13 protein-coding genes are annotated in these 12,228 nt (G+C 65.8%); 3 read left to right on the top strand and 10 right to left on the bottom strand.

Annotated features, from left to right (window positions below; translation table 11 throughout):
* The first annotated feature begins 19 nt into the window (after window positions 1-19).
* The 3 genes from trkA to KA248_04935 are packed head-to-tail and all read left to right on the top strand — an operon-like array spanning window position 20 to window position 4,281.
* A complete protein-coding gene (trkA, locus tag KA248_04945; GenBank protein ID MBP7829247.1) occupies window positions 20-1,369 on the top strand; it encodes a Trk system potassium transporter TrkA in 1,350 nt (449 codons plus the stop codon).
* Window positions 1,370-1,380: 11 nt separating this feature from the next.
* Window positions 1,381-2,829 (top strand): TrkH family potassium uptake protein, encoded by a 1,449-nt coding sequence (locus KA248_04940; GenBank protein MBP7829246.1) that lies wholly within the window; start codon window positions 1,381-1,383, stop codon window positions 2,827-2,829.
* Between the two features lie 3 nt (window positions 2,830-2,832).
* Window positions 2,833-4,281: a TrkH family potassium uptake protein gene (locus tag KA248_04935; GenBank protein MBP7829245.1), complete on the top strand. Its 1,449-nt coding sequence runs from the start codon at window positions 2,833-2,835 to the stop codon at window positions 4,279-4,281.
* A 67-nt stretch (window positions 4,282-4,348) separates the two neighbouring features.
* Here KA248_04935 and KA248_04930 read toward each other — a convergent pair whose 3' ends face one another.
* The 10 genes from KA248_04930 to pyrE form a co-directional block, all read right to left on the bottom strand.
* On the bottom strand, window positions 4,349-4,780 hold the full coding sequence (locus KA248_04930) for a hypothetical protein (protein ID MBP7829244.1): 432 nt from the start codon (window positions 4,778-4,780) through the stop codon (window positions 4,349-4,351).
* Between the two features lie 172 nt (window positions 4,781-4,952).
* A complete protein-coding gene (locus KA248_04925) occupies window positions 4,953-5,381 on the bottom strand; it encodes an SUF system NifU family Fe-S cluster assembly protein (protein MBP7829243.1) in 429 nt (142 codons plus the stop codon).
* Complete coding sequence (locus KA248_04920) at window positions 5,371-6,675, bottom strand: cysteine desulfurase (protein MBP7829242.1); 1,305 nt, start codon at window positions 6,673-6,675, stop codon at window positions 5,371-5,373. The genes KA248_04925 and KA248_04920 overlap by 11 nt, the downstream gene beginning before the upstream one ends.
* A gap of 61 nt (window positions 6,676-6,736) precedes the next feature.
* Entirely contained in the window at window positions 6,737-7,048 is a 312-nt protein-coding gene (locus tag KA248_04915) for a non-heme iron oxygenase ferredoxin subunit (protein MBP7829241.1), read from the bottom strand.
* A gap of 84 nt (window positions 7,049-7,132) precedes the next feature.
* A complete protein-coding gene (sufD, locus tag KA248_04910) occupies window positions 7,133-8,419 on the bottom strand; it encodes a Fe-S cluster assembly protein SufD (protein ID MBP7829240.1) in 1,287 nt (428 codons plus the stop codon).
* A gap of 3 nt (window positions 8,420-8,422) precedes the next feature.
* Window positions 8,423-9,850: a Fe-S cluster assembly protein SufB gene (gene sufB, locus KA248_04905; GenBank protein MBP7829239.1), complete on the bottom strand. Its 1,428-nt coding sequence runs from the start codon at window positions 9,848-9,850 to the stop codon at window positions 8,423-8,425.
* Window positions 9,847-10,626: a Fe-S cluster assembly ATPase SufC gene (gene sufC, locus KA248_04900; GenBank protein MBP7829238.1), complete on the bottom strand. Its 780-nt coding sequence runs from the start codon at window positions 10,624-10,626 to the stop codon at window positions 9,847-9,849. The genes sufB and sufC overlap by 4 nt, the downstream gene beginning before the upstream one ends.
* Window positions 10,627-10,693: 67 nt before the next feature.
* Window positions 10,694-11,032, bottom strand: coding sequence for a DUF59 domain-containing protein (locus tag KA248_04895; GenBank protein MBP7829237.1), 339 nt, complete (start codon window positions 11,030-11,032; stop codon window positions 10,694-10,696).
* A complete protein-coding gene (locus KA248_04890) occupies window positions 11,029-11,457 on the bottom strand; it encodes an Rrf2 family transcriptional regulator (GenBank protein MBP7829236.1) in 429 nt (142 codons plus the stop codon). Before KA248_04890 ends, KA248_04895 begins: the two co-directional genes overlap by 4 nt.
* A gap of 155 nt (window positions 11,458-11,612) precedes the next feature.
* Window positions 11,613-12,191 (bottom strand): orotate phosphoribosyltransferase, encoded by a 579-nt coding sequence (pyrE, locus tag KA248_04885; GenBank protein ID MBP7829235.1) that lies wholly within the window; start codon window positions 12,189-12,191, stop codon window positions 11,613-11,615.
* Window positions 12,192-12,228 lie beyond the last annotated feature (37 nt).

Here is a 12,228-nt window from a genome sequence, read left to right as displayed (position 1 = left end):
CGCTGGAAAGGCGGCTCTCATGAGGGTTCTCATTGTTGGGTCAGGCAATGCCGGGCGGAATCTTGCGGAGAAGCTGTGCGATGAAAAGCACGATGTCGTGCTGGTGGACAATCGGCAGGAGCCTCTGACGGAAGTACAGTCCTACCTGGATATTATGACGGTCCGCGGCTCGGGTGCGAGTCCGGCCATCTTGGAGAAAGCCGAGATTCGAAAGGCCGACCTGCTGGTGGCCGTGACAGACCGCGACGAGGTGAATCTTCTGGCCTGTGTCATGGCCCATCTGGCCGGCGTGCCTCACAAGGTCGCCCGGGTCTCGAATCTGGATTACCTGCGCCCCCCCGAAGGATACGACCTGCATAAACTGGGCATCGACCTGGTCGTCAGCCAGAAAGATGAGTGCGCCTGCGAGTTGTTTAATGTCCTCCGGATGCCCGGCACGCTGGAGGCGGTGGACTTGCTCGAAGACCGAGTGCTATCGGCCGGAATCCGGGTGCACATGGACAGCCCGCTCATCCGGGAACCCCTGAAGGCGTTCCCGAAACCGGAATTGCTCCAGACCATCCGTTTCATCGCCGGCAAGCGCGGGGACGAATTACTCGTCCCGCGCGGCGATTCGCAGTTCATGGTCGGCGACGAGATCTATTTCGTCGGCCCGCCCGACGACGTGAACGCATTCCTGGAGTGGGCTTGGCCGGAGCATTCCAGTTTCCAAAAGGTGGTCATCGCGGGCGGCGGCGATGTCGGCGTCCGCCTCGCCCAATTGTTGGAAAAGACCCCCATGCAGGTGGTCCTGATCGAGCCCGACGAGGAGCGTACGGAATACTGCTCCGGCATCCTCGGCCGCACCCTGGTCATCCGCGGCGACCCGATGAACGACGAAACCCAGACCGAGGCCGGCCTCGGCCAGAACACCGCCTTTGTAGCCGCCACCCCTGACGACGAAAGCAACATCATCGGCTGCCTGCTCGCCGCCAAGCTCGGGGCCCGCTTCACGCTCGCGCAGGTCAACAAGCCGGAATACGTGCCGATCATCGACAGCTTGAGCCTGCTCGACCACGTGGTCAGCCCGCCCCTTTCAATGATCAACGCCATCCTGCATTTCGTTCGCGGCAAGCACGTCAAGGCCGCCGCCCTGTTCCACAAGCTGCCGGGCGAATTGCTGGAGGTCGTGCTCTCCCCGCGCGGCAAGTGGGTCGGCAAGGCCGTCAAGGACCTTTCCCTCCCCGCGGGCGTCACCCTCGCCGCCGGCCTGCGGGACGACAAGGTCCTGAGCATCACCGGCGACCTGTTGCTCGCGGCGGGCGACCGGCTGGTGCTGTTCTCCCCGCCGGAGGCCGTCAACAAACTGGCCTCGCTGTTCAGGAAATAACCGGATCGCCCATGAACGGTCGCGCGGTATTTCACCTGATCACGTACCTGCTGCTCATGATCGGGGCCAGCATGGCGGCCTGCTGGGGCGTTTCACTGTATTTCGACGATCCCGCCCCCGCCCCTTCCGCCCTGGGCCTGGGCGCGGCCATTACCCTCGTCGTGGCCGTCGTCGGGCATCTCGTCACGCGCGGGCCGGTCGATCTCTCGTGGCGGGACGGTATCGGCGTCGGCACACTCGGCTGGATCGCGGCCATGGCCTTCGGTGCGCTGCCGTACCTCTTCTCCGGAGTCATCCGCGAACCGGTTTCCGCCCTCTTCGAGACCATTTCCGGTTTCAGCACGACCGGGGCGTCTGTGCTGGCCACGCTCGAACCGCTCCCCAAGGGCATCCTGCTGTGGCGCGCCACAACCCACTTCCTCGGCGGCATGGGCATCCTGGTTCTCTGCGTCGCCATCCTGCCGATCCTCGGCGGGGGCGGCATGCAGCTCTTCCGGGCCGAGGTGGCCGGACCGTCGAAGGACCGCCTGACCCCGCGCATCGCAAGCACCGCCAAGCTGTTGTGGGGTGTGTACGTGCTGATCACCGTGGTAGAAATCGTTCTCCTGCGCCTGGGCGGCATGCCCTGGTTCGATTCGGTCTGCCACTCATTCGCCACGCTCGCCACGGGCGGCTTCTCTACGCGCACGGCCAGCATCGCCGCATACAACAGCCTCTATATCGAAATCGTCATCATCGTCTTCATGCTGATCGGTGCCGCGAACTATGCGCTTCACTACCGGGCGCTGCGCGGCGACCTGCGGGGGGCGTACCGCGATTCCGAGTTCAGGTTCTTCATGGGGTTCTGGCTGGTCGGGTGCCTGGTCGTGACGCTCAACACGTGGCGCACGATGTACCCCTCCTTCGGCACGGCGCTGCGCAACAGCGTGTTTTCCTTCACCTCCCTGGCCACCACCACCGGCTTCGCGACAGCCGACTTCGACCAGTGGCCCGCCACCTCGAAGCTGGTATTGCTCCTGGCCATGCTGGTCGGCGGCTGCGTGGGTTCGACGGGCGGCGGCATCAAGCACATGCGCATCCTCGTGGCCTTCAAGAAAATAGCGCGCCGCATCCGGCTTTTCATGCACCCGCAAGCCGTGGTGCAGATCAAGGTAAACCGGGAACCGGTGGACGATGAAATTGTCTCCACCATCCTGGGCTACATCGTGCTCTACCTGATGGCCCTGGCCGTGGCCTCGGTCATCATGACCCATTTCACGAAGGACTTGCTGGCCGCCATCTCCTCCGTCATCGCCACCATGGGCGGTGTCGGGCCCGGACTGGGCCTCGTGGGCCCGATGCAGAACTACGCCGCCATACCGTCAGGGGGCAAAATCGTGCTGATCTTGTGCATGCTGCTGGGACGGCTTGAGTTCTACACCCTCCTCGCGCTATTCTTCCCCAGCTTCTGGAAGAAATAGCGGATGAATTTCCGGGTCGTTTTTCATCTCGTGTCGCACATGCTGCTCGTGATCGCGGGCGGCATGGCCGCCGCATGGGGTGTCTCTCTCTATGCCGGGGATCCCCCGCTGGCCCAACTGGCCCTGGGCTTTTCCTGCCTGGGTACGCTGCTCTTCGGCTTGATCTTGAAAATGGCCACCCGCGGCGACACGGAGCTGACCCGGCGCGACGGGTTCGGGATCGTGACCCTGGGCTGGTTGTTCGCCTCCGTTTTCAGCGCCGCGCCCTTCGTGCTTTCCGGGATCATCCCCCACCCCATCTCCGCGTTCTTCGAGGCCATGTCCGGCTATACCACAACCGGGGCCTCGGTTATCGAGGTGCTGGAAGGCCTGCCCCGCGGCATTCTCTTCTGGCGAGCCATGACCCATTTCTTCGGCGGCATGGGCGTGCTGGTCCTTTGCATCGCGATCCTGCCCTTCCTGGGCGTCGGGGGCATGCAGATCTTCCGCGCGGAGATGCCGGGCCCTTCCAAGGACCGCCTGACGCCGCGCATCACGACCACGGCCAAGTGGCTCTGGGGCGTGTATGTCCTCTTCACCGTCGTCGAAGCCGTGCTGCTGCGCCTCGGCGGAATGACCTGGTTCGACGCGGTGTGTCACAGCTTCGCCACCATGGCCACGGGAGGATTCTCCACGCGCACCGCGAGCATCGCGGCCTACCGCAGCCCGTACATCGAGGCCGTGATCACGGTGTTCATGTTCCTGGCGGCCGTCAACTTCGCCCTCCATTACCGGGCGCTGCGCGGGAAAGTCGGCTCGTATTTCCGGGACCCGGAGTTCCGCTTCTACCTGACGCTCTGGGCGGGCGCCGCGTTGTTCGTTTCGCTCATCCTGCACGCGCGCCTGGACATGGGCGCGCTCCATGCCCTGCGGCTCGGGTTCTTCCAGGTGACATCGATCATGACCACCACCGGGTTCACGACGGCCGATTTCGAGCAATGGCCGGTCATCCTGAAGTTCGCGCTGGTGCTTCTGATGTTCGTCGGCGGATGCTCGGGGTCCACGGGTGGCGGGATCAAGGTGGTCCGGCTGTTCGTCCTGCTGAAAGCCATCGGGCGGGAGATCCGCCTGTTCATGCAGCCCCAGGCCGTGCTGCGCGTCCGGTTGGGCGAGGAGCGGCTGGAGCCGGAAGTGGTCTCCAGCATCACGGCCTTCGTGACCATCTTCGTCATGCTGTTCCTGGTCGGCACGGCCGTCATGTGCTTCTTCACGCCGGACTTCCAGACCGCAGCCTCCTCCGTCGCCGCCACCCTGGGCAACATCGGCCCGGGCCTGGGTCTGGTGGGCCCGATGAGCACCTACGCCACCATCCCGCCCGCCGGGCAGGCGGTGCTCATCGTCTGCATGCTGCTGGGCCGCCTGGAACTCTATACGGTCCTCGTGATGCTGCTGCCCGGGTTCTGGAAGAAATGAACGGTGGCCCGCGCGCTCCGCACGCGGGTGGCCGTCGCGCGGGAGCGCGACGGCCACCATCCCTGTTTTACCAGCGCGGATGATGCCGCCGCACCACGCGGGGCGCGGGCACCCAGACCCTCGCCTGGTGCGTCCGGTAGTAACCCGGCTGCCATACCCGCCGCCGGGCGCCCCAGTTATCCACGGAGTACACCCAGCAGCCCTGGACCCAGACCCGCTGCGGGCGCCATTCGTAGTAGCCCGCCGGCTCCTCGATGATCACCGGCGCCGGCTCGACATACACCGGCCGCTCGACGTACACCGGGTAGACGGGCCGCTCGACATACACCGGCCGTTCCACGTAGCACGACCGCGATCCATCGAGCCCGCCGTTGGCCACCATGTATCCGCCCAGGAACCCCAGGACGGCGGACCATTCCTTGTTGATCGCCTCCGCCCGCTGCGGCAGCACCCCCGCCGCCGCGACCGCCAGCACCGCCAAAATCCGCATCGTCTTCATGGCCGCCTCCTTCTGTTTCGTTCCACACAGTGAGACGGAGGGGGGGAGCGGTTTATTCAATCAAGTGCAACACCCCGGGATCCTCCGGCGCCAGAGCGCCGGAGCTACAGCTATTTTTCAGGAAAAGACGGCCCTGTAGTTCCGCCGCTCTGTCGGCGGAAATGGGTCGCGATCAAGCCCGGAGCTTCCCCAGCGCCTTCTCCAGGGCATGCCAGCTCATGGTCGCGCACTTGATGCGCAGGGGGAACTGGCGCACCCCGGCCAGGGCGGCCAGGTCGCCCAGCGATTCTTCGTCCAGTTCTTTCTCCCCCCGCATGAACGCCACGAAATCCGCGGCGCGCGCCCGGGCCTCCTGCGGCGTCAGGCCGCGCATCAACTCGCTCATCATGGACGCCGAGGCCAGGCTGATGGCGCAGCCCTTGCCGTCGAACCGGACCTCCGCCACGCGCCCGCTCTCCAGTCGCGCGGCCAGCCGGATATGGTCGCCGCAGGTTGGATTGAGCTCGTCCACGAGCACCTCGGCATCCGGCAGCGGCCCGTAGTTCCGGGGATGCTTGAAATGGTCCAGGAGGATGTCCTGGTAGAGTTCGTCAAGTTCCATGGAAGAACGCCTTCGCCTTTCGGATGGCCTGGACCAGGCGATCCAGCTCTTCCTCGAGATTATAAAAGTACACGCTGGCCCGGCTGACGGCGGGCACACCGAGCCGCCGCATCAGCGGCTGGGCGCAGAGATGCCCGGCCCGGATCGCGATGCCGTCCTTGTCGCAGAACTGCGCCAGGTCGTGCGGGTGCACGCCCTCGACCTCGAACGACACCGCCCCGCCCCGCTCGGGCGCGCGGCCGAAAACCCGCACGCCGGACACGGCCTCCAATCGCGAAATCAGCGCCCGCGCCAATTGCTCGTCGTAGGCGCGGATGGTGTCCATGCCGACCCGCTGCAGGTAATCCACCGCCACGCCCAGCCCGATCGCCCCGCTGACGTGCGGCGTGCCCGCCTCGAACTTCTGCGGCAGGTCGGCCCACGTGGACTCCTCCAGCGTCACCCGGTTGATCATCTCGCCGCCCGCCAGGAACGGCTCCATGCTTTCGAGGATTTCAAGCCGGCCGTACAGCACGCCGATGCCGGTCGGACCGAGCATCTTGTGCCCGGAAAACGCCAGGAAATCGCAATCGATGTCCGCCACGCTGACCGGCCGGTTGGGCACGCTCTGCGCGGCGTCCACCAGAACCAACGCCCCGGCGGCGTGCGCCATCGCGGTCATCTGTTTCACCGGGTTGACCGTGCCCAGCACGTTGGAGATATGCGTGAAGGCGGCGAGTTTCACCCGGCCCTTCAAGAGCCGCTCGTACTCCCCGAGGTCCAGCGTGCCGTCGTCGAGGACGGGCACGAACTTCAGCTTCGCACCCGTCTCCCGGGCCACGAGCTGCCAAGGCACCAGGTTGCTGTGGTGTTCCATCCCCGTCAGCACGATCTCGTCGCCGGACTTCAGGTTCCGACGGCCCCACGCCTGGGCCACCAGGTTGATGCCCTCCGTCGTGCCGCGCGTGAAGATGACCGACCGCTCGCTCGGCGCGCCGATGAAACGCTGGATTTTCTTCCGGGCCTCCTCGAACCGCTGCGTCGCCTGCTCGGCCAGGTAGTGCAGCGAGCGGTGCACGTTGGCGTTGCAGGCCTGGTAGTACTCGCACAGGACGCACACGACGGAGGCCGGCTTCTGGGTCGTCGCCGCGTTGTCGAGGTACGCCAGCGTCTTGTCCTTGTGCACGGTCAGGGTCAGGATAGGAAAGTCCTTGCGCAGGCGCAGAGGATCGAACGGCCCGCCGGCGGCCTGCTCGTGGCAGGCGCAATGCACGAGGGCGGCCAGGGTGTTCGGCGTATCCTTCGCGATGCTCATAGTCGAACCATTCCGCTCTGTAGCTCCGGCGCTGGAGCCGGTTCCGCCGACAGAACGGCCTTCAAACTTTTGCCAGGATTTTCCCATCTTCCACTTTGACATCATAGCGTGCCACCGGCCGCGTGGCCGGCGGGCTCAAGTGAAGCCCCGTCCGCAGGTCGAACCGCGCCCCGTGCAGCGGGCATTGCACCTCGTGGCCCTCCACCTCCCCGTGGACCAGCGACGCCCGGGCATGGCTGCACCACGCGTCTATCGCGAAGTACTCCCCGCCGACCTTGAACAGCCCGATGTGTTTCATGGGGCTCAACTCCACGTATTTCCGATCCGTCGCCTCGAATTCCTTCGTTTCGGCAATCTGCACCCAGTCCGCCATGACTTCACCCCATTTTTCAAGCGGGCTCGCTTAGCTCGCCCCTCCACCTCGAAAAAAGTGGAGGGCGGAGCTCCCGCGACGCCGCTACCCGCCGATTTTCTCCCCCACGTGCCGCTCGATCCGCTCCCGGACGCACTCGAAGGGCACCCGCGACGCAATCTCCTGGAAGAAACCCTTCAGGAGCGTCCGCCGCGCGTCCCGCTCGTCCATGCCCCGCGTACGTAAATAAAATACCTGCTCCGCGTCAAGGTTGCCGATGGTCGAGCCGTGGCTGCACTTGAGGTCGTCCGTGTCGATCTCCAGGCCCGGCAGCGAGTCCGCCCGCGCCCCCTCGTTGAGCACGATGTTGTTGTTCTTCTGGTAGGCGTCCACCTTGACCGCCCCGGGTCGCGCGATGATGAGTCCCTGATAGACCGACCGCGCGCGATCGCGCACCGCCCCCTTGTACAGCAGGTTGCTGGTCGTGTGCGGCGCGGAATGGATCTGCAGGGTGCGCTGGTCCAGGTGCTGCTCGCCCGAGGCGAAGTAGAGGCCGTCCAGTTCCGCCGCCCCGCCCTCGCCCGCCACCTCGCCGCTGAAGTTCATCTTACCGAGCTGTGCGCCGAAGTGGAGGCCGATCCAATGGACCCGCCCGTTCCGCCCCGCGCGCGCGCGGTCGTCGGCCAGGTACAGCGACCGCCCGCCCAGTTCCTGGAGCGTGACGTATTGGAGGCTCGCGTTCTCGCCCGCCCTCATCTCGCGCGACGCCGCGACCAGCACGGCCCGGTCACCCGGCGACGAGAGCTCTTCCAGGATCACCGCCCGGCTGCCGCGCCCGGCTTCGACGACGATGCGCGGGATCACGACGGAGCCGTCTTTCGAGAAGGCCGCGCGGACCAGCACGCCGCGCTCCAACTCCACGCCGTCGGGCACGCGAAGCCGGACGCCGACGTTCCAGAAGGCCGCCTGGAGCAGGGCCAGCTTGTTCGGCGCGGCGCTCTTGACGCCCAGGTCCACCGACCGCTGCAGGAGATCGGCCGCATCCGGCGAATCGACCACCAGCCGCCCGGCCTGGATCGCGCCCGACACGTCCCGGACGCTTATCCCGGCATCGCCGATCGACACCACCGCGTCGAACCGGTCGTCCTCCGGCCCGGCGCCCGCGCCGTCCTTCCCCCGCCCCAGCGCCGGGTCGAAGGCCAGGCGTCCGAGCGGGAACCAGGCCGGGTCGGTCCGCCGCCACTCTTCGATGAATCCGTGAGGCGCCTCGGCCCGGCGATACAGCTCGAAGGCCTTCTCCCGGGCCTCGCGACCGCCGAGTCCGTTGAGCACCTCGCGGAAGCGCGCCTCGTCGAAATCCCCGATGTATTCCTGTGAAATCGCGTCGCTCATGGGCTACCCGATGCTCTTGTCCAGTTTCAGTTCCAGCAGCCGGACCGCCTCGACGGCGAACTCCAGCGGCAGCTGCTTGAAGACTTCCTTGCAGAACCCGTTGACCACCAGCGAGACGGCGTCCTCCTCCGTGATCCCGCGGCTCTTGAGGTAGAAGAGCTGGTCCTCGCTGATCCGCGAGGTCGTCGCCTCGTGCTCGATCACCGCAGTGCCGTTTTCCGCCTCGACCACGGGGAACGTGTTGGCCTTGCATTGGTCCCCGATCAGCATGGAATCGCACTGCGAGTGGTTCCGGCAGCCGGCCGCGCCGGGCAGCACCTGCACCAGGCCGCGGTAGCTGTTGACCGACTCGCCGGCGGAGATGCCCTTGGACACGATCGTGCTGCGGGTGTGGCTGCCAACGTGGATCATCTTCGTCCCGGTGTCCGCCTGCATCCGGTGGTTGGTCAGGGCCACGGAATAAAACTCGCCGACCGAGTGCTCGCCCTCCAGGACGCAGCTCGGGTACTTCCACGTGATCGCCGAGCCGACCTCGACCTGGGTCCATGAGATGCGCGACCGCTTGCCACGGCAGTGCCCGCGCTTGGTGACGAAGTTGTAGATGCCGCCGCGCCCCTCCTTGTCGCCCGCGTACCAGTTCTGCACGGTCGCGTACTTGATCTGCGCGTCGTCCAGCGCGACGAGCTCGACCACCGCCGCGTGGAGCTGGTTCTCGTCGCGCAGCGGGGCCGTGCAGCCCTCCAGGTAGGACACGTAGCTCCCCTCGTCGGCGACGATTAACGTCCGCTCGAATTGGCCCGTGTTCCGCGCGTTGATACGGAAGTAGGTGGACAGCTCGATCGGGCAGCGCACGCCCTTCGGGATGTAGCAGAACGACCCGTCGGTGAAGACGGCGGAGTTGAGCGCGGCGAAGAAGTTGTCCGCCGGCGGCACGACGCTGCCGAGATACTGCCGCACCAGCTCCGGGTGCTCGCGGATCGCCTCGGAAATGGGGCAGAAAATGATGCCTTTCTCGGCCAGGAGGTCCTTGTGGGTCGTGGCCACGGAGACGCTGTCGAACACGGCGTCCACGGCGACGCCCTCCAGCCGCTTGCGCTCGTCGAGCGGGATGCCGAGCCGCTCGAAGGTCTTGCGCAGTTCGTCATCCACCTCGCCGGCCGGCCCGGTCTTCGGCGCGGAATAGTAGCAGATGTCCTGGTAATCGATCGGCGGGTAGTCGAGGTACGCCCAGCGCGGCTCCTTCTTCTTCAGCCACCCGCGGTAGGCCTTCAGGCGCCACTCGAGCATCCAGTCCGGCTCGCCCTTTTTCCGCGAGATGAACCGGATGATGTCCTCGTTCAGCCCCTTGGGCGCGGAGTCGGCCTCGATGTCGGTGTAGAAGCCGTACTTGTAGTCGCCCTGCAGAACATCCGGGCTGTCCGGGGTGGTCATTGCGCCAGGACCTCCTGCCCGAACTCCTGCCTCACCCAGTCGTAGCCCTTTTCCTCGAGGCGTTTGACCAGGTCCGGGCCGCCCGAGTGGACGATGCGGCCGTCCATCAGGATGTGCAGGTGGTCCGGCTTGATGTACCGGAGCATCCGCTCGTAGTGCGTGATCAGCAGGAGCCCGAACTCCGGGCCGACCAGCCGGTTGACGCCCTTGGACACGATCTTCAGCGCGTCGATGTCCAGGCCGGAATCCGTCTCGTCCATGACCGCCATCGCGGGCTTGAGGGCCAGCATCTGGAGGATCTCCATCCGCTTCTTCTCGCCGCCGGAAAAGCCGTCGTTCAGGAACCGGTTGATGAACGCGGGATCCATTTCCAGGAACGCCATGTACTCGCGCAACTCTTTAAGGAAGGCCGCGGAGCTGATCTTCTCGCCGCCCGGCCGCATGGCGTCGGCGGCGGTCTTGAGAAACTTCGCGACCGTCACGCCGGGGATGGCGACCGGGTACTGGAACGCCAGAAAAATGCCCAGCCGCGCGCGCTCCTCGGTTTCGAGCTCGAGGATGTTCTGACCTTTGAAGCAAACCTGGCCGCCGGTGACCTCGTAGCCGGGATGGCCCATGATCACGCTGGCCAGCGTGCTCTTGCCGGAGCCGTTCGGGCCCATCAGGGCGTGCGTCTCGCCGCGGTTGACCCGAAGGTTCACGCCCTTGAGGATCGGCTTGCCCTCGACGCTCGCGCACAGGTCCTTGATTTCAAAATCCGCGCCGCATTCATTCATATCTCATCTCCCTGGTAAGGGTTCAGGGTTCGGGTCCTGAACCCTGACACCTGAACCCTGTCCCCTTTCACACATCAAACCCCAAATCCAGCCTCGCCGCCTCGCTCATCTTTTCCGGGCCCCACGGCGGCTCCCAGACCACGTTGACCTCGACGCCCTTCACGCCACGCGACATCATGAGCACGGCCTTGACCTCGGCCACCAGCTCCGGCCCATAGGGACAGCCGGGCGACGTCAGCGTCATGTTTACCTTTACCCGGCCGTCGGGTAGAATCTCCACGCCGTAGACTAGGCCCAGTTCGACGATGTCCATCTGCAGTTCCGGGTCGAACACATGTCGCAGGACTTCCAGGATATCCTGTTCCCGCAGCGGCTCGATCGGTCCTGGAGGATGCTTATCGCTCATTTCGCGCTCACCTCGGCTCCCCTCCGGTCCTTCCGGAACGACGCCAGCGACAACCCGTGCATGTAGTCCTGCAACTCGCGCTGCACCCGGACCACGGGCTGGCGGATGTTGCACGTCGGGTATTGCCCGCACCGCGACGGATCGTCCTGGCACGCGGCGAGATGCACCGGCCCGTCCACGGCCTCGATCACTTCGCCCAGCATGATCCGATCCGCTTGCCGCGCCAGGCGATAACCGCCGTGCACGCCTTGCTCCGACTCGATCAGTCCCCCACGCGCGAGCGCCTGCAGCACCTTGCCCAGCAGTTCCAGCGGCGCGCCGCAGGAGTCGGCAATCTCTCTCGCCGTCGCCAGGTCCGCCCGTCGGCCATCCATGTGCAGCAGCGCCATCAGCGCGTACTCGACCTTTTTGCTTAGCTTCAACACGACGATATCCGACCAATCCGGTCCTATTTCCGGGCTAAAAAAATCGCCTTTCGGCACGGGAAATCTACCACGAGTCCGCAGGCTGTCAAATCGGGCTCGCAGGAACTCGCCCCTCCACGAAGGCCCACTGGAGGGCGGAACTCCCGCGCCGGTTTTCAGCTCCCCGGATGATGCAACGGCACACCCTGCCGGCACAACGGGCACTCGGCGGGCCCCCAGGTCACGGGCGCCAGTTGAAGCAGGGACACCACGGGCCGCTCGCAGGCGAACTGGCCACTGCTGCGGTCAACCAGGACGGCGACCCCGTCCACGATCCCGCCCCGCTCCCGCACGATGCTCATGACCTCGTGGACGCGTCCGCCCCGGGTGACGACGTCCTCGGCGACCAGGAAATGCTCGCCGGGCCGCACCTCGAAAGCGCGCCGCAGGACCAGGCTCCCCTCCTGCTTCTCGGCGAAGATCGCCCGCACGCCGAACGCGCGGCCCAGCTCATGGCCAACGGGAATGCCGCCCAGCGCGGGCGAGATCACGGCGCCCGGCCGGTACTCTGCGCCCAGCCGATCCCGAACCTTCTCCGCCTGCGCGGCGCAGAGCCGCTCCGCGATCCGCGGGTATTGCAGGACCAGCGCGCACTGGAAATAGCGGTCGCTGTGGAGCCCCGACCGCAGCTCGAAGTGCCCCTCGAGCAGCGCGCCGGTGTCCTGGAAAATCGCCAGAATCTCGTCCTGTTTCATGTTTCCAATGATTGGAAAATCCCGTCCCGAAGTAAAC

Source organism: Kiritimatiellia bacterium (assembly GCA_018001225.1).
Classification (GTDB): Bacteria; Verrucomicrobiota; Kiritimatiellia; order CAIQIC01; family JAGNIJ01; genus JAGNIJ01.
This window is presented reverse-complemented; position numbering and strand designations above follow the sequence as displayed.